The 17667-nt window shown below is 72.2% G+C and carries 10 protein-coding genes and 1 pseudogene; 2 read left to right on the forward strand and 9 right to left on the reverse strand.

What is annotated here, in order from left to right; translation table 11 throughout:
• Positions 1 to 2096: 2096 nt before the first annotated feature.
• From ACIBSV_RS09950 to ACIBSV_RS09985, 8 genes are all read right to left on the reverse strand, one after another.
• Entirely contained in the window at positions 2097 to 2255 is a 159-nt protein-coding gene (locus tag ACIBSV_RS09950; RefSeq protein WP_228387052.1) for a DUF6760 family protein, read from the reverse strand.
• Complete coding sequence (locus tag ACIBSV_RS09955) at positions 2252 to 2731, reverse strand: hypothetical protein (RefSeq protein ID WP_395861155.1); 480 nt, start codon at positions 2729 to 2731, stop codon at positions 2252 to 2254. The genes ACIBSV_RS09950 and ACIBSV_RS09955 overlap by 4 nt, the downstream gene beginning before the upstream one ends.
• Positions 2728 to 3168 carry a phage tail protein gene (locus ACIBSV_RS09960; protein ID WP_395861157.1) on the reverse strand — a complete coding sequence of 147 codons (441 nt, stop codon included), beginning with the start codon at positions 3166 to 3168 and terminating at the stop codon, positions 2728 to 2730. Before ACIBSV_RS09960 ends, ACIBSV_RS09955 begins: the two co-directional genes overlap by 4 nt.
• 38 nt (positions 3169 to 3206) lie before the next feature.
• Positions 3207 to 4745 carry a phage tail sheath family protein gene (locus ACIBSV_RS09965; protein WP_395861159.1) on the reverse strand — a complete coding sequence of 513 codons (1539 nt, stop codon included), beginning with the start codon at positions 4743 to 4745 and terminating at the stop codon, positions 3207 to 3209.
• A gap of 169 nt (positions 4746 to 4914) precedes the next feature.
• A complete protein-coding gene (locus tag ACIBSV_RS09970) occupies positions 4915 to 7131 on the reverse strand; it encodes an ATP-binding protein (RefSeq protein WP_395861161.1) in 2217 nt (738 codons plus the stop codon).
• Positions 7128 to 7832, reverse strand: coding sequence for a DUF4255 domain-containing protein (locus ACIBSV_RS09975; protein ID WP_395861163.1), 705 nt, complete (start codon positions 7830 to 7832; stop codon positions 7128 to 7130). The genes ACIBSV_RS09970 and ACIBSV_RS09975 overlap by 4 nt, the downstream gene beginning before the upstream one ends.
• Positions 7829 to 11068, reverse strand: a complete 3240-nt coding sequence (locus tag ACIBSV_RS09980) for a hypothetical protein (RefSeq protein ID WP_395861165.1) — start codon at positions 11066 to 11068, stop codon at positions 7829 to 7831. The genes ACIBSV_RS09975 and ACIBSV_RS09980 overlap by 4 nt, the downstream gene beginning before the upstream one ends.
• Before the next feature lie 305 nt (positions 11069 to 11373).
• A complete protein-coding gene (locus ACIBSV_RS09985) occupies positions 11374 to 12099 on the reverse strand; it encodes a response regulator transcription factor (protein WP_395861167.1) in 726 nt (241 codons plus the stop codon).
• 202 nt (positions 12100 to 12301) lie between these two features.
• Between ACIBSV_RS09985 and ACIBSV_RS09990 the strand changes: the two are divergent.
• Positions 12302 to 13739: pseudogene (locus ACIBSV_RS09990) on the forward strand (hydrolytic protein).
• Between the two features lie 559 nt (positions 13740 to 14298).
• Positions 14299 to 14808, forward strand: coding sequence for a DUF4157 domain-containing protein (locus ACIBSV_RS09995; protein WP_395861169.1), 510 nt, complete (start codon positions 14299 to 14301; stop codon positions 14806 to 14808).
• A 115-nt stretch (positions 14809 to 14923) separates the two neighbouring features.
• Here ACIBSV_RS09995 and ACIBSV_RS10000 read toward each other — a convergent pair whose 3' ends face one another.
• The gene (locus ACIBSV_RS10000) at positions 14924 to 17428 is read right to left on the reverse strand and encodes a hypothetical protein (protein ID WP_395861171.1); all 2505 of its coding nucleotides are present in this window, start codon (positions 17426 to 17428) and stop codon (positions 14924 to 14926) included.
• Between the last annotated feature and the right edge of the window lie 239 nt (positions 17429 to 17667).

Below are 17667 nucleotides of genomic sequence, written 5' to 3' on the forward strand. Positions count from 1 at the left end.
ACGCGGGGTTCCTGCGCGCGTCTGCCGGTCGGCCCGACTCGGCATCGGCGAACAGGCCGCCGCTCCCGGCCGTGTCGCCGCGCTCGGACGACGGTTGCCGCGACGTCGTTGTCGGTACGGCGTCGACGTCGCGTCGCCAGGTGACCGGCACTGCCGGCCGGCCGCCGCCGGACGTCGGCTGAGGCGCGGAAAAGCCGCTGCCCGCACCGGTGTTGACGCTCAAGGGTCGACCGGAGAGCAGCGACCGGAAGCGCCGGCCGGTGACCGAGGGGGAGCCGTGAGCGCGGCCGTGGCCGCTGTCGTTGTCGGCCGCGGACTTCGGGAGGGAGCGGTGCGCCGAGGGGAGGCGACGGGCGACCACCACGGGCGGTCGTGACGCGGTGGGCGAAGTCGTGACGCCTTCCCCCGCCTTCGGGTCCGTTCCTGGCCCGGGGGCTCCGCCGGCCGAGCGTGGCGGTGCGACGGTCGTGCTGCCGGCCGGGAGACGATCGGCGGGAGCGCTGCGGGTCGCTGGTCCCGATTCGACGGCGCGTTGCATGCTCGGGACCGACGAGGTGGATTTCCCGGGCTCCGAGGCGATGTCGGGCGTACGCACCGGCATCGGCGGCGATGCGCCGGCCCGGGTCGACATCGGCCCGGCCGCGGTGTGCGACTCCTGCGGAGGTACCGGATTCCGGTGGCCGACGGGTTTCGCCGGGATCTGTGCGCTTCGGCCGGCACCGAGCAGTGGCGCGGCCCCCGGCAGTGTGGATCCGGCCGTAGGCGGAAGTGCTGTGAGCGGGGCGCCGATTCCCATTCGGGTCCGGGACCGGGGCGAGGTCGCGTCGGTGTCGGGCCGCCGCGAGCCGGCCGCGGGTCGGACGGGGGCTGATTCGCCGCTCCGGTCCTGGGTGAGGGCGGGCGATGGCGATGGCTTATCCGACGGCTGATGTGGTGCCGGTTCCCGATCCGGTGACGACTGTGGCGGACGTACGCGTGACCGGTGGGCGTGCTGCGCCGGCTTTGGCGCAGTGGTTGGCGTCGGGGCGTCGTGGGTTGCCTGCCGCTGCACCATGGGCATCGCGGCGCCACCCTGTCCGGACGCCCCGGGGCGGGGTCCGATCGGTTCGCTCGCCGCTGGGAACAGCGCGGCCCCGGTGGGAAGTTCGTGCATCGGTGTGCCCAGTGCCGGGCGTACGGTCGCGGGCCGTCGCGCGGAGGCGCGTCCGGGCGGACGGGGTGATTCTCCCGACCCGTCGCCCCTCGCGTTGGTGGCCGTTCCGCTGTCCGGGGTGGCCGGCGGCGCGACGTCCGCCTTTCCCGGCACCGCCACACCTGCGTCGGGTGTATTGCCGGCCTGCATGGGGATCGCCGCCACCCGACGCAGGGTCATTGCCGGCCGCCGGGCCACGACCAAGGACGGGCGGACCCGATGCGGGCGTACGGCGGCGGGCCGAGCGAGCGGGGAAACCTCGGGCGAGAGCCCACCGGTTGCCTCAACGTCGTTCGAACCGTTCGAGCTGTTCGGCCCGTCAGGGCCGTTCTCCGGCGTCGCGGGATCCACGACCAGTCGCTGCACGGGCGATCCGCCGCCCGAGGCGGTGGAGGTCGGTTTCCGAACGGACCCTGGCGGGACTTCGGTCCTACGGCCGCCCGTGCCGGTTGCCGTCCGCCCAGGCCCATGCCCAGGCCCAGGCCCGGTGTTGGGCCCGGGCTCCGCTTCCGCCTCCGGTCGGGCAACCCGCAGCAGCAGGGGGCCACCCTCGGACATCGTCCGCGATGCCACGCCCGGTCGGACCACCCCGTGAATGAGCCCCGCCGGTGCCGACGGCAGTACCGCGTGCCCCAGTTCGCCGGCCGACGCCGGGTTCTGCCAGGAGGCGAGCCGTGACCGGAATCGGAGCCCGTCGCTGACCGCGATCGAGGAGCGCGCCGTGGTCACCACCGGTGGTGTGACCCGCCGCCAACCACCGTCCCAGTCGCCGGCGGCCGAGTGCAGCTCCGCTGACGGGCCTTCCACCGGTTCGTCGTCCGTCGGGACGCCGACCGCGTCCGGCAGAGCCGCCCGGGCCGCACGGCGTTCCCGCCGCCGGAGTCGATCCGCCAACCCCACGTGTTCACCCGCCTTCGTTGACGCGGGTGTTGATCCGCGCGATCTCCCGGACCCACTGCTGTCGTTCGCCGTGGGTGAGGTCGAGGATGTCCTCGCGTTGCCAGTGGAAGTGGTAGGCGATGTACGCGATTTCCTCTCGCAGTCGAGGAAGCGCGTACGTCACGATTCCCCCAGGCGCCCACCCGAGAGGTCCACCTCGAACGAACCGTGGCACAGCGGGCAGGTCACCGCCGCGTGAGTGTGGCCCTCGCTGTTGATCCGTCGGTAGAAGTCCTGGAGGAAGGCCACGTCGGTGGCGTACATGCGCTCTACGACGCCGGCGTGCACGTCGGTGACCGTGCCCAGTCGGGTGATCACCTGGCTGAGCAGCACAACGCTCAGGTACGCCGGGTTCTCCTTCACCCGCAGGTCGATCTGCGGGCGCAGTTCGTCCCGTGCGGTGGCCAGCCGCATCGAGCCGTTCCGGTGCAGCGTGCCGTCGTCGTCGAGGTAGCCGCGCGGCAGCTCGAACTCGAACTCGGTGCGCAGTTCGTGGCGTTCGCGGCTCGGCACGGGTGCGGGCGCGGCATGCGACTCGGTGGGCGCGGTGGCCTCGAGGATGTCGTCCAGGCCGCCGGCGGTGACCGTTCTGCGCCTCATTCGACCACGATCTCCTCGAAGGTGATGGTGACGGCCTCGGTGGCGGCGCTGGATTCGCCCGCCTTGAGCGAGGGGCCCTCCCATTTGCTGGCCCATCCCTGCATGAGCTGGATGCGTCGAACCGTCTCGCCCGTGGAGTCCTTGATCTCGATGGTGAGGTTCTGGCGGGCGGTGTCGACGGCGCCGTTGTTCAGCGTCTCCTTGATCCAGGTGGTGAATTCGCTGCTCTTGTCGAGCCCGCGGGTGATGGTCACCTCGCCGGCCTGGCGCGCGCCCGGCTGTTTGCGGATGATCTGCTTGCCCTCGGCGGTCACCTGGCGGACCTCGACGACCTCCTCCTCGACGGTCAAGCCGCTGATCTCCTGGATGGATTCGACGAGATAGCCGCCCAGTTGCACGCCGAAGACGTGGGTGGAAAGAGCATCGCCCTCTGCCATGGCCTTGTGTCACCTTTCCGGTGGGGAAGTCGTGCGGGTCACTCGTCGACGAGGCTGGTGCTGTCGGAGAACTGGGCGAGGCGGAAGATCACGAACTCGGCGGGTTTCACGGGTGCGACGCCGATCTCGCAGACGACCCGGCCCAGGTCGATCGACTCCTGCGGGTTGTTCTGCCGGTCGCACCTGACGTAGAAGGCCTCCTCCGCCGTGCGGCCGAACAGCGCGCCCCGGCGCCATTCCTCGGTGAGGAACGCGGTGACGTTGCGTCGGATGCTCGACCAGAGGCGGTCGTCGTTCGGTTCGAAGACCACCCACTGGGTGCCCAGGAGGATGGACTCCTCCAGGTAGTTGAACAGGCGCCGCACGTTGAGGTAGCGCCAGGCCGGGTCGGAGGAGAGGGTACGTGCCCCCCAGATGCGGATGCCGCGTCCGGGGAAGGCTCGGACGCAGTTGACGCCGATCGGGTTGAGCAGGTCCTGTTCGCCTTTGCTGAGGCGGATCTCCAGGTCCACCGCACCGCGGACGACCTCGTTGGCCGGGGCCTTGTGCACGCCACGCTCGCCGTCGCTGCGGGCCCAGACGCCGGCGACGTGGCCGCTGGGCGGCACCAGTGTGTTGCGGCCGGTGGCCGGGTCGAAGACTTTGATCCAGGGGTAGTACACGGTGGCGTAGCGCGAGTCGAAGCCGGCGTCGTCGTTGCGCCACGTGCGCACCCGCTGCGCGTTGAGCGCGGGCGGCGGGTCCAGGATCGCGACTCGGTCGCCCATCTGCTCGCAGTGCGAGATCACCGCGAGCTGCACGGTCTTGACGGCCTCGGCGTCCAGGTCGCCGCGTCGGTGTGCGCTCATCAGATCCGGGACGGCGACCATGGTGATCTCGTCGATCGCCTCCAGGCCGGAGAATCCGGTGCGGGCCGACGCGTCGCCGACGTACTCGGCCGCGTCGTGGCGGGCCACGCCGGTGTCCGGGGCGGCGGCGGGCGCGGTCGGGAGGGCGACGGTCTGGCGTTCCGGGCGGGTCTGGGCCGTGCCCGGCTGTTCGGTGACCTCGATGAGCTTGGACTCGCGGACCTGGTTGACCAGGTATCCCCGGACGCTCTTGCGGGTGGAGGCCTCGTAGGTCTCCACCACCGTGCCGTCCTGCCGGACCAGCAGCTTGAAGCGGTCCTCCGGGGGATTCTCGCCGTCCACGTCGGCGACTTCGACGGAGAGGTCGGTGCCGGCTCCGGGGCGAGCCGAGACGAGGAATCCGCCGATCGCGGTGGGAACGGGTGCCGGCGGAAGGGCCTGGGGTTCGTTGTCGGGCCCCTCGGCGGGGCCGCCGACGCGGACGACGTAGGCGGTGCCGCCGCCGTTGGCGAAGTAGCCGTAGACGGCGTGCGCCAGATAGGTGTCCGGGGTGAAGGTGCCGAAGGTCTGGACGTACTGGTCCCAGTTGGTCACCAGGGTGGGCTGGTGGAAGGGGCCGGTCTCCGCGAAGCCTACGAAGGCGGCCACGGCGGTTCCGACGCCTTCGATGGGCCGCGCTCCGGACTGCACCTCCTCCACGTATACGCCCGGGGTGAGGTACGTCGGCATGCTCGCTCCTTCGGCTGGCCCACTGGGTCGGATCTCGGTCGAAGCCGAGTCTTGCCCTCGAAGTCCCGCTGCACGTAGGCCCCAAGGTCCCGCACCCGGGGCAACCACACTGCCTTTCCGGGCACTCGGCCGGGGCATGCGGGGGCCCGAGCCGTGCCCGGGGGTGGGTTCAGCGGCGGGGGCGGCCGGTCGGACCCGGGACGGGGTCGCCCGCGTCGCGGTGTGCGACGTCCGGATCCCGCCCGCCGGGACCGCCGGCCAGCCAGGGGCCGAACTCGCTTTCCAGGACCAGTCGGCCGAGCTTGTGGTACTCCTGCAGGATCGCCGCCACGACCTGTTCCATCGTGAGCGGCCGGCCCGTCTCCGCCGCCAAGTAGGCGGCGGTCACCGCGCATGCGCGGATCGAACCGCCCGCCAACTCGAAGCGCCGCGCGCAGAATTCGAGGTCGAGTTCCGGGTCGCGGGGCAGCTCCGGGCCCAGGCAGCGATCCCACAGGGCGAGTCGCTGCCGGGCGTCGGGCATGGGGAAATCCGCGACGACGTCGAGTCGTCGGGTGAACGCCTCGTCGAGATTGGCGCGCAGATTGGTGGTCAGGACCGCGATGCCGTCGAAGGACTCCATGCGCTGTAGCAGATAGGCGGATTCGACGTTGGCGTGGCGGTCGTGGGCGTCCTTGACCTGGGAGCGTTTCCCGAAGATCGCATCCGCCTCGTCGAAGAGCAGGATTCCGTTCACCTCGGCGGCCTCGACGAAGATGCGTTCGAGATTCTTCTCGGTCTCGCCGATGTACTTGTCCACGACGGTGGACAGGTCCACCACGTACAGGTCCATCCCGAGCGCGGCGGCGACCACCTCGGCGGACATGGTCTTGCCTGTGCCGGACTCGCCGGCGAACAGCGCGATTACGCCGCGCCCCCGGCCGCCGCCGGGGCGCATCCGCCATTGCCCAAGGACCTGTTCGCGGTGCCGCGCGCGGAGCGCGAGTTCGCCGAGTTGGCGGCGGGTGGTGGTCGGCAGGACGAGATCGTCCCAGCCGACCGCGGGTTGCACGCGGCGGGCGAGTCGTTCCAGCCCCGCGCCGTTCTGCGCCCGGACGGCGGCGCGCAGATCGTTCGAACGTATCGCACGTCCGTCCAGTTCGGCCATCCGGGTGGCGACGGTGGCGGCCTTGCGGACCTGGTCGGTGTCGAGCCGGTACGAGACCACGGCATCGGTGAGTTCGTCGTCGGGCAGGTCGGGCGGATTGGATGGGTCGGATGGGTCGGATGGGTCGGGTCCGTCGGGAGTGGCGGGGGTTGCGGTGGCGTCGGCGAGGGCACGCCGCCACTGCCGGGCCCGGCGTGCGGGCGAGGGCGGGGTGACGGTGAACTGCAGGGGGCTCTCCGGCGACCACAGGGGATCCCAGACCTTGCTGCCGTGGGTGATCAGCGGCATTCCGCCGGACGCCGTGCACACCTCGTGCAGGAGTCGGCCGTGTCCGGTTCGTTCGAGGCCGAGTGCTTCCAACGGGCCCAGTACCACGCCGGATCCGTCGAGCCTGGCCTCGGTGGCCAGGGCGCGGGCCAGCCGTGCCGGTGCCGGGGTGGCGACCAGGGCGAGTACGTCCACGACCAAGGGGCGTCGACCGACGGCGGCGAGCGCGTCGACGGCCAGGCGGCCCGGGTCGCCGCCGCGGTCGAGCAGGTGGACCAGCCCGTTGCCGGTGCCCACGGCGTGGCCGACCCGGAGAGTGTGTTCGGGATCGGGGTCGGGTCCGGCTCGCCCGACGTGGACCAGGCCGAGGAGTCGGCTGTCGATCGTGTCGTCGCCGAGCAGGTGCGCGGTGATGCGATCGGGAACGCGCAACACCCTTGACGGCAGCGGTGATTCGGCGTCGCCGATCTCCACGAGTCCGGCGGCGACCAGGGGCGCGGACGGGGAGAGGCGGAAGCGCCCCGCTCCCGCGAGCGGCAGGTCGCACAGTTCCAGGGCAAGGCCGATGGTCGGACGGCGGCGGGTGAGGTCGTCGTTGAGGTAGCCGTACAGGCGCTCGAAGCGCGGGTCGATGTCCGGCGCCATCGCCACCAGGAGCAGTTCGACGTCGAGCGCGGTGAGGGTGAAGTCGGCGGCGAGGCGGCCGAGTCGACCGCCGGTGGGCCGATGCCGCGCCGACGACCGGGCACCGTTGCCGGCGGCGGGCAGGATGGCCGGCGGGTCGTCCAGGATACGTTCGACCGCCTCGGGGGTCAGGTACTGGCCTCGATAGGGGTCGTCCGGATCGGGGTCGACCGCCCGGCGGGCGGCCACGGCGTGTCGGACCCGGTCCTCGACGCGGGCCAGCCGTTCCCACAGGTCGCGGAGGCCGACGTCGGTGTCGTCGGGGCGGGTGTGCAGGTCGGGGGTCATCCGCTGGTACCGCCGCGACGCCGGCGGGCCGCGGGCAGGGGCCGTTCGCGTTCGGCGGCGAAGCCGTCGGGGCCGGGGTCGGACACGCCCTGGTAGCGCAGCCGACGGCCGGATCCCGTCTCGACGTCCCGCGCGCCGGCGGCGGTGCGCACCACCAGGCCCTCGGTCACCGGTGGGCCCGTCGGGACACGTTCGCCGGCGAGCGGGGCGGACACGCGCAGGTTGATGGAGGCCTTGAGGTCGCCGCCGAGGGCGGACCACAGATCCGAGGCGGAGGGGCCGTTGCCGCCGGGGCCGGCGGCCTCGAGGCGGACGGCGAGGCCGAGTTCGGCGAGGGTGCCGGTGTGCAGGCGGGTGGGCAGAATGTCCGAGTGGATCAGGCAGCGGAGCACTTCGGACAGCAGGCGGTGTTCGTCCTGAGGGCGGTTGGTCCAGGCGGTGACCAGGTAGGTCAGGTCGAACCAGCGCGGCTGGGCACGTCGGCCGACGACCAGGCCGGCGTCGTCGTGTTCCTCCGTCTCACCGGTCCTGCGCCGGCCGATGTCCTCGCGGATGTCGTACAGGAAAACGCTGATCGTCGGGGCGTTGCGCCGGGCGGCCCAGTCGCTGGTCGGGGCGTCGAAGACGAGGTCGACGCCGTTCTCGCCCAGTCCGGCCTCGGTGAGCAACAGCCTTAGTGCCTCGTCGACTTCGTGGATCATCGGCGGCTCACTTCGTCGGGCGGGCCGATGCTGCCGGCCACCACCAGGAACGGTGTGCTGACCGGGGAGAATCCGGGGCCGGTGGCGGTGATGACGCGCGGTCCGGTGGAGTCCTTGGGCAGGATCAGCAGTTGGGCGATGAACCTGAAGTCGGTCCCGGCGGCCGCGGGTGTCGCGGCGGCGGTGATTCCGGGTTTCCAGGTGAGCGTGACCGGTGCGCCGGGCGGGAAATCGACGCCGCGGACGGAGGTGACGAATCCCGGCTTCCCGATGCGGGGTACGGCGATGATGCGCGGCTGGAGGATGTCCAGCGGAAGGTGGGCGGTGTTGTCGGCGCGGTCGGCGTCGGTACCGGTGGTGGTCAGCGTCGTGTCGATGACGGTGTGCAGGGCCCGATCCGGTGCCAGGACCACGCGTAGGACGGAGGAGGCGCCGGGCGCGAGGTCGCCCAGGGCGCACACTCCGGCGCGGCAGCCGGCCGGCAGCGGACCGGTCGGGATGTCGCCGGGGAGGCCGAGGGTGAGCCGAAGTCCGGTTGCCAGGGCGTTTCTTCCGTTGCGCACGACGTAGGTGACCACGACCCGGCCGCCGACGAAGCCGGGATTGGGCTGTGCGGTGACCGTGACGCCGGGGCCGGCCAGGGGCGCCGGCGGCGCGGGCGGCCGTGGGGCGGGCGGGGTGGTGGGCGGCGGTGCCGGAGAAGACGCGGGGGGCGGCGAGGTGGGTGGAGGGGTGGAGGGGGGCGGCGTGGACGGGGGTGGTGACGAGGGCGGGGTCACCGGTACCACCGGGACGACGGTCCGCGCCGCGTTGTCCCCCGGGTTGGGGTCCACGACCGCGCCGGCGACGGACCAGCCGACCTGCTGGTCGCCCCTGGTCACACCGGTCAGTCGGGCGGTCACCCGTACGCTCGCGCCGGGCGCGAGTACGCCCAGGTCGCACTGGGGGGAGCCGGGGGCGCAGGTGCCGGCCGTGGAGGTCAGGGTGTCCAGCCGGAGGCCGGGTGGGGCGTCGACGGTGAAGACGGTGCCCGGGGAGGCCGCGGGGCCGTGGTTGGTCACGGTGACGGTCAGCGGGACGGTGGCGCCGATCTCGACCGGTGGGGCGGTGGGTGGGGCGCCGACGGCGAGGTCGACGGACTGCTGGTAGCCCGGTTCCTTCTGTCGGCCGGGCAGGCCGTTGGCGAACGGGGTCAGCACGCCGGACGCGAGGTCGAGGGTGGACAGGCCCTCGGGGGAGTTGGGTGCGAGGGCGCGGCGGGAGCTGAGGACCAGTCGGCTCGCGTCGGGCGACCAGGCGACGTCGCGGGGTTGGAAGGGACCGGTGGCGGAGGTGTCGGGGAGGTTCCGGCCGCAGGCGGTGGGGTCCTCGCGCAGTCCGAGCGGGAGTACGACACGGCAGTCGGCGCCGGTCGGCGTGGTCAGGAGGATGCCGGCGCGTTCGTTGACACGGCCGCCGCCGTCCTTGCGGTTGAACGCGAGAGAACGGCCGTCGGGGGAGAAGGCGGGGCTGTCGTCGATGACCTGGCAACCGGCGGGGCAGATGGTCGCGCTCAGGTCGCGCTGCCGGTCCAGGGCGCCCACCGGCACGGTCCAGATGTGCTTGTTGCCGCCGTTGCCGTCGATCACGGCAGTGCGGGTGAAGGCGATCGTCGTGCCGTCCGAGGACCAGGTGGGCTGGGCGTCGGAGCCGGCCGGTTGTCCGGCGGGCGGGTCGATCCGGGCGACGATCGCGCCGGTCGCGACGTTGGCCACCAGGATCCGGCCGGGGCCGGAGGCCGGTCCGACACCGCCGGGGGAGGTGCGGGTGAACGCGAGCAGGGTGCCGTCGGGGGAGAAGGTGGGGTCGGTGTCCCAATCGTCGGAGCCGCGTCCGGCGAGCGGCAGTGCGCCGGCGTTCGCGCCGTCGGCGTCGGTGAGCCAGATGCGTTCGATCCGTCGGCCGTTGCCGCCGTCCTCGAAGCGGGTCGCCACGATCCGCCGACCGTCGGGGGTGTAGTTCTGCCGTTCGGTCCAGGGGTCGAAGCCCGCTCGGGGGTTGAACAGCGGGTCGCGCGCCGGGTCGGTGTTGGTGTCGGCCTCCGGATCCTCCTCGAGGATGGCGAATCCGAGGTCGCGCGGATCCGAGCCGTCGGGCCTGGTGTCCTGGAGGGTCGCGACGTGCGAGGCGTCGGCGGTGGTCCGGGTGACGAGGACCGTTCCGCTCGTCGGCGAGCCGAGCCAGGTCGGCGCGTCGACCGCGCGGTTCTCCTTCAGGACCAGGTCCGGGACGGCGTCGGGGGCGTCCTGGACCCGGTAGACGTTGGCGAACGGGTCGCAGCCGCAGGTCTGGTCGGGGCTGAGGAAGAGCAGGCCGTCGCCCCCCGGCAGCCACGCGGCCGACTCGGTGCGCCAGCCGGCCGGGCCGCCGGTGAGGAGGGGGCGGTCGGTGCCGTTTCCGGTGGTTTCCCACAGGCGTGGTCCGGTCTGCGGTCCGGTGTCCAGGGTGAAGACGATTCGGTCGCGATGCGCGGGGTCGTCCACCGGATTCCAGGCCGGTTCGGTCGCGTCGCCGGGCGGGGCGTGGCTGAGTCGGGTCTCCGGGCCGCCGGTTATGGCGCGCGCGAGGATCTGCCGGCCGGCGGCGGGGTCGGCGTTGCTGGAGTAGGCGAGCCGGGTGCCGTCGGGGGAGAAGGTCGGGGAGGTCTCGTCGGCGGGGCCGTCGGTGAGGCGGCGGAGGTTGTTTCCGTCCGTGCCCACCAGCCACAGATCGTGTTGGGTGCCCCCGCCGGGGCCGCCGGGCTCCGCCGATTCGAAGACCACGGACCGTCCGTCCGGGGCGAGTTCGGGGTGTGCGGCGTCGCGTCCGGTGGTCAGCCTGCGGATGCCGCCCGCGGCGTCGCGCAGGTACACCTGCGGACGGGCTTCGTCGCGCAGGCTCGTGAAGACGAGCTGATCGCCGCGTGCGGAGGACTGCGCGTCGAAGTGCGCGGGGCCGGGGCCGAAGAGCGGCTCGCTGCGCTCCGTGGTCGATACCCGGCCCAAGCTGCGGTGTTCGGTGCCGGCGAAGGTGATTCGCCCGGTGCCCGGCGGGTCCGCGAGATCGGCCCGCGCGGCCCGGGGCGGGGGCGCCGCGTTCGGCGCGAGCAGCGCGGCGGAGGTGACGCCCAGCACCGCGAACGGGACCAACAGCAGGGCGACACCGGTCAGTCCACCCAATCGGCCGCGCCCGGGGGTCGAGCCAACGGTGCCGATCACGCTCCACCTCACAGTCGGGCCGAGCCGGGGCCCTCATGGATTCGCGCGGGCCGGCGTCCACAGGTCCGCGCAGGCCAGCCTTGCGGTCGCGGGCCGGTGTGGAACAGGCCGGGAGTACCCGGGGCGGGGGAAGTACCGCTGCCCTTTGCGGCCATCGCACCCGCGCCGGCTCATTGCACCCGTCCCCGGTGCTCGTCTCGCTCGCGCCGGTCGACCTGCTCGCCGGGTCGTCGTGCTGCCCGTGCGGTCGTCGTACGAGCCCCGGGGTTCGCTCCCGACCCCGGGGCCCGTTCACCGACGCGGGGTCAGATCAGTCCCTGGCGCATGGCGTAGCCGACGGCGTGGGCCCGGTTGCGCAATTGCAGGCGGGTCGAGACGTCGTGCAGCACGTTCTTGACGGTGCGCTCGGAGTACGAGGTCTTGCGGGCTATCTCGGCGGTGTCGTAGCCCTCCGAGACCAGCCGGAGCATGTCGGCCTCGCGGGCGGTGAGGGTGGAGAGGGTGAGTCCTCGGGGGTCGAGCACGGTGCGCTGGAGGCTGCCGACGTAGTCGAGGAGCTTGCCGAGTAGGTCGCCCGGCAGGACTCCCTCCCCGTTCGCCATGGCCGTCACCAGGTGGACCAGCCGGTCCTGGTCGGCCTCGGAGCGGCGTAAGACGGCGGCTACTCCGCACTCGATCATCGTCTGCAGCGAGCTCGTCTCGAACACGCCGACCACCAGTCCGGTGCGGGTGGAGGTGTTGCGTTGCAGACGGCGCAGGAGCTGCACGGTGGCGTCGTCGACGGTGTCCACGACGACGATGGAGGTCTGCGCCCCCTCCGCCTCGGCGTCCGTGAGCAGCTTGATCTCCGGGCGCCGGCGGAGCTGTTGCACGACGCCGGTGTGCAGGATGAGGTCCTCCGCGTACACGGCGACGGAGACGCGGCCGGGCGCCTCGGCCGGCGCGGGGTCGCGCACGATCTTCGTGGTCGTCGCGGGGCCGTGCGGTGGGCGAGGGGTCTGTGGCTCCGACGTCGAGGCCTGGAATGTCATCGCTCGGTGTCCGTTCGTTGGAGTTCTGCCGCTGGGTGGGGGGCGTTGGGGCGTCCCGTCGAACTGCCGTCGGTCAGCGGTCGTGGGCGCGTGCCGGACAGGTGGGCGCAGTGCGGCCGTGCGCGCCGGGGGCAGCGCGTCTGCCCGCCCGTTGCCCTCCCGTCTCTGCGGTGGGGAGGGGTCGGCGACCTACGTTCGGGTCGTGACCACACCTGCCGAAATCGAAATCCCACCGGTGACGGTGTCGCCCGGCGGTGAGGCGACGACGACCCTGACCGTGCGCAACGACAGCGACATCGTCGAGGCGTACGCGCTGGAGGTGGTCGGCGACTGCGCCGCGTGGAGCACCGTCGAACCCGCGCGCGTCTCGCTGTACCCGGGCACGTCCGAGGAGGTGACGATCCGCCTCGCGCCGCCCAGGTCGCCCGAGGTGCGGGCCGGGGAGATACCTCTGGGCGTCCGCGTCCTGCCGGCGGAACACCCGGAGTCGGTGGTGGTACCGGAGACCACCGTCGTCGTCGAGGCGTTCCGGGAATTGCGCGCGGAGCTGGATCCCCGGCGCCGGCGCGGCTGGCTCGAGGGGCGGTATCGCGTCGCGGTGCGGAACCAGGGGAACACCGCCGTCGACGTCGCCCTGGTGGGGCGACAGGCCGGAGAGGAACTCGCTCTCGCGTGTACGCCAGAGCGACTGCGGTTGGCGCCCGGCGAGTCCGCCGAGGCGCGATTGCGGCTCCGGGCCCGGAAGTTGATCTGGTTCGGGGCGTCGGTCGTGGGCGTTCGAGGCCGAGGCCGGGATCGTCGAGGCTGTCGAAGCGGTGGCGGGCGTCGGCCCGGCAGGCCCCGACGGAACGTCCGCGACCGCGTCGGGAATCGCCTCCGCAGCCTCCCCCGAGCCTGCCGCGAAGCCCGGGGGCGTGGCCGTCGTCGAGCAGCCTTCCCGGGATGCGATCACCGCGCAACCGGTGGCCCTGCCGGGGGAGTTCGTGCAGCTCCCGGTGCTGCCGAAGTGGCTGTTGATCCTGTTGGCGGTGCTGTTGGCCCTGCTGGTCGCCTGGTTCGCATTGGTTCGGCCTTCGGTGCGAAGTACCGCGAAACAGGCCGGAACCAAGGCCGCCGAGAAGGAGGTGGCGCGAGACGCCCGGGAGCAGCAGGCGAACGCCGCGCCGAATGCCGCCGAGGGCCAGGGCGTCGGCCAAGGCGAGTCGACGGCCCCCGCGAACGGCCCGGCGAAACCCGGCGCGAGTGGCGGCTCGGGCACCGGAACGGGCACGAGCGGCGGGGCCGGGCGGCAGAGTTCGGCGACCATCGACGTGCAGACGGACGGCGGAGCCGACAAGGCGGGCACATACCGCGTCCCGGACGGAAACGTCTTTGCCATCACGGACATCGTGGTCTCGAACTTCCAGGGCGACGAGGGCCTGGTGACGATTTCCTTCGGCGAGCAGAAGATCACCACGATTGCACTGGAGACATTCCGCAATCAGGACTACCACTGGGTGACCCCCATCCAGATTCCCGCGAACGCGACCGTCACGGCAGCCGTGACCTGCGCCAAGCCCGGGACACCCGCCACGGGACAGCAGGCGGCCGGGTGCCATGAAGTCCTCAACGTCAGTGGTGTGCTCAGCAGAACCCAATGACAACATCCGTCACACCGGACAGTTTTAACCTCCTCCGGCACTCATGAGAAGAGCCGACATCGGCAGGCCGGCCGAAATCGGCCTGCCGAGACGCGTGTTCTCGTGCCTTCTCGTGGGGTCGCCGCGTGTCGTCGTCGTTGCCCCCGACAAGGGCTCGTCGGGCATCCGGCGGCGATTCCGCGGTCGATGAGGCGCAACCGCGCCTCGGGATGGGGCATTCCCCAAGCACGGTCGTACGTATGCCTGTGGGTCACCGGTTCCTGGGATTGGATCCGACGGGCAACCCGCTTTGCCCGAAAGGCTGCCCGCCGGGCCCTGTTCGCCGCCTCCGGCCACGCCGTAGGAAGGCATCGCAGGACGTTCGCCGGCCCGCCGCTCGCTCCGCTCCGCCGCGATCGACGGACCTCTTCGGATTCGGGAGGGCTCGGATATGCGTACACCCGCCGCCGACCGGCCGCGCACCCCGGCGGGCTCGACCCCCGAGCCGGAGCGGCGCAGGGGATCCGGTGCATCCAGGCCCGTCGGACTCGCGCCAGGATCCGCGCCGAGCCCCGCCCGGGTGGCCGACCTGCAGCGATCGGTCGGCAATGCCGCGGTGGCGCGGATGATCCGGCGGGAACGCCACGAGCACGGGCCCGACTGCGGCCACGTCGCCGAACAGCCGCCGGTGCAACGTTCGTTGGTGCACAAGGTGTTGCGCAGCCCGGGCAGACCGCTCGGCAACGGACTGCGGGCGGAGATGGAGGCCCGGTTCGGCGGTGCCGACTTCTCCGGAGTACGCCTGCACAGCGGGCAGTTGGCCCGAAGCTCCGCGGCCGAGGTCGGCGCCCGCGCGTACACCTCCAGCCACCACGTGGTCATGGGCTCCGACGGGGGCGACAAACACACCCTGGCCCACGAGTTGGGCCACTACCTCCAGCAGCGGCAGGGCCCGGTCGGCGGCGAGGTCGACCATCGCGGCCTGGCCGTCTCCGACCCCGACGACCGCTGGGAGAGGGCCGCGGAGGCGCAGGCACGGAAGGTGATGAGCGGCCCGACCCCCACTCTCGTGGACACCGGCACCGCGTAGCCGACGGTCGACCCCGCACCGAGGCGGCCGCCGTGACCTTCCCGACCGGTCGGTGCCGGGCGCGGGTGGTGGACGCCGTACGGGCCACCGGAGGCGCGTTGCCGGCGGCACGGCATCACCTTCCGGCGTCGCTCATCTCGATGTCATCGTCGTCGTAGAGGCGGACCATGCGACCGTCGATGAACGCGTAGTGGAAGCCGGAGTCCTCGTCGAGGTAGTACGGCTGGCCGCTGCGCGCGTCCAAGCGAAGGGTGTAGCCCGGGACCTCGGGAACCGGTCGCGCGCGCCCGGCACCGGTCGCACTGCTTTCGGCCATGCTGTTCCCGGCCCGGCCGCCGTGCGAGCTCGGCCCCGGACGGGTGGGAGGCCGCTGCGATTGTCCGCCTCGGGGACGGGACGAGGATCCGGCCGGGCGGCCTGACGGCGGCGGATCCATGTCGACGTCCTCGGTCTTCACGGGCTTCGTGGACGCCTCGTGTGCGGCGAGCAACTTGTCGCCCTTGCGGCTGATGGCCTTGCGTAGATTGTCGCCCTTGTCGCCCGTGTGCAGGTACTTGGACATGCTCGGCACGTTGTAGGCCTGGTCGCGCCGGAGTCGGGCGAGTGTCCTGAGCAGGTCGTCGGGTGCCTGGGTGGGGTTGAGTTCGCCGCCGGCGCCGCCGCGGTGGATCCGTTCCCAGTCCGCGCACCAGGAGTTGCGGGGCAGGCTGCGAATCACCCCCTTGATGACGTCCTTGCCGGCCTCGTCCAGGTCGCCGCCCTTGGTGAACTGCTTCTCGGGAGCGCCCTTCTTCCGGTTCTTCGGCACACTCTCGACCTTGCCGGAGCGCGAGGGCACGTGCTTCCAGTGGCCCTCGCTGCGGTAGCGGGCGATGTAGCCGCCGAAGCGGTCGTGGTGCAGGCCGACGACGCCCGCCAGGTATTCGAGGGTCATCCGGTCGCGCGTGTTGTACTCATCCGCGAGTTCTATCGCCCTCCGCCGGCTCTCGTCGGTGGGCGGAGCGCCCTTCGTGCCGTTCCAGAGTCCGTCGAGTTCGCGGGCCTGATCATCGGTGAGCCGCTCGTACTTGCGGCGCGGGATCGTGTGGGTCGCCGAGCCCTGACCGATCCCGGCGGGAGCCGTGTCCAGCGTCCAGGTGTCCGCCAGCGGCCGCTGCACCCGGGTGTACATCCCGTCGTCGTCGAGTTCGGCGTCGCTGGTGGGCGGGGTCACGTCGGCCTGTCGCGACGCGTAGCGCCCGGGCACGCGCAGGGTGGGGCCGCCGCGCCGGAACTGGGCTCCCTGCGGGGCAGCCTCGTTCGCCATCGCGGGAGTGCTGGTGATGTCGGTTTGCACCATCTGCCGGATATAGTCGTAGTAGTTCCGGTCCATGACGTGGCGCTGGTGTGTGTAGAGGGAATCCACGGAGCCCTGGAAGTAGTGTCCGTAGTTCTCGTCGAAGCTCAGACCCGCGTATCCCATCCGCTCCCGGTAGTACATCAGCGCGGCCGCGCAGCCCATGCAGGGGCGGTACTTGCCCATGATCGCGATGGGCCCCCGGACGTCCCGCCGCGGGTGGATGCCGGCGTGGCGCAGAGCCAGGAGCAGTTTCTGCTCCGCGTGCACCGAGCCCTCCTGCGTCTGCTGCCCCTGGTGCCTCCCCCTGGTGATGGTCCTGGGGTCCAGTGCCGCGAATCGGAGCAGGAAAACCCGGCCCTCGTGGTCGCGGTCGGTGAGCATGGTGTGCAGGTCCGGGTCCTCGATGTCCACGACGATGACGGGCGAGTCCGTCTTGGCCCGCAGCGCCATGGCCGTGGCGTCCGGCCCTCGGCCCTGCTCGCCGGCGCCGCGCTGCTCGGTGAGGATCGCCTCGTTCTTGCGGCGAAAGCTGGACAACTTCGCGCGCAGGTTCTCGGCCTCGTGACCGCGCAGGCCCCGGGTACGTCCTTCGTCGCTCTGCTCGATCTCCAGCAGCTCCTGCAGGGTCGGATCCGCACCGGCCTGCTGTGTCCCCCGTTCCACGAGGGTGTCGATCGAGGAGTTGTAGTTCGAGGCGAACACCAGGCGGTCGTTGATCAGCATGCCTTGCACTTCGCGGTTGTTGGTGTCCTCCGCGGCGTTGTCCGGGTCCTCGTCGCGGGCCTGTTCCTGGGCGCCCTTCATGCTGTCGAAGAGCAGGGCGCTGGTCTCGGACAGAGTCTCCTCGGCCTCCTCGCCCTGCTTGGAGCGGGCGAAGCGCATCCAGAACTCGCCATGCGCGCGGCCCTGTCGGCGAGCGCCGTAGTTGACCATGGGCGGGTTGTCCACCAGTGCGGTGATCGCGGCCTTGACCTGCTCGGGCGTCGGCTGCTGCGCGGCGGGCGGCTGTTGCGGGGGCTGCCCCGCGCCGCCGTTGCCGCCGTCCATGCGCTGGATGGGCAGCGGCGGGGGCGAGGCGGGATCCGCGCGGAGCATCCGGGTCACGGCGGCGTTGCCGATCGAGCCCTGGAAGGCGAGCGCGGTGGCGGGAGTGAGCCGGCCGGGGGTTGCGGGCGCGGGGGAGAGGGGCCGCGTCGGTCGGTGCTGCGGCCGCTCGCGACCGTCGCGTCCGGCGTGGTCGTGCGCGTCGGCGCCCGGCCGCTCGCCCTGTCGCTGCCTCATGGACCCGACCTCCTACGCCGACGAGGGCCGAGGTCATGGTCTCGTGAACCGTGGCGGGAGGCACATGTCCGCGAGGGTGCCTTCGAGGGCAGAGATCGCTGCCCTCGACGGCGGCTCCGGATCGTTTCCGACGCCCGCCGGCGTCAGACCGCCCAACATCGGTGCCGGACTCGCCGTCCCGACCGCCGGGCGAAGCCGATGCGGCCGTCCGCGGCGAGCGCTTCGAGGACGTGGTGCTC

This window comes from Embleya sp. NPDC050154 (assembly GCF_044460165.1).
Taxonomy (GTDB): domain Bacteria; phylum Actinomycetota; class Actinomycetes; order Streptomycetales; family Streptomycetaceae; genus Embleya.

Bases quoted from the DNA above. Each gene is read 5' to 3' on its own strand.
- ACIBSV_RS09955 (WP_395861155.1), bottom strand. From the start codon at position 2,731: ATGAGGCGCAGAACGGTCACCGCCGGCGGCCTGGACGACATCCTCGAG.
- ACIBSV_RS09960 (WP_395861157.1), bottom strand. From the start codon at position 3,168: ATGGCAGAGGGCGATGCTCTTTCCACCCACGTCTTCGGCGTGCAACTG.
- ACIBSV_RS09965 (WP_395861159.1), bottom strand. From the start codon at position 4,745: ATGCCGACGTACCTCACCCCGGGCGTATACGTGGAGGAGGTGCAGTCC.
- ACIBSV_RS09970 (WP_395861161.1), bottom strand. From the start codon at position 7,131: ATGACCCCCGACCTGCACACCCGCCCCGACGACACCGACGTCGGCCTC.
- ACIBSV_RS09975 (WP_395861163.1), bottom strand. From the start codon at position 7,832: ATGATCCACGAAGTCGACGAGGCACTAAGGCTGTTGCTCACCGAGGCC.
- ACIBSV_RS09985 (WP_395861167.1), bottom strand. From the start codon at position 12,099: ATGACATTCCAGGCCTCGACGTCGGAGCCACAGACCCCTCGCCCACCG.
- ACIBSV_RS10000 (WP_395861171.1), bottom strand. From the start codon at position 17,428: ATGAGGCAGCGACAGGGCGAGCGGCCGGGCGCCGACGCGCACGACCAC.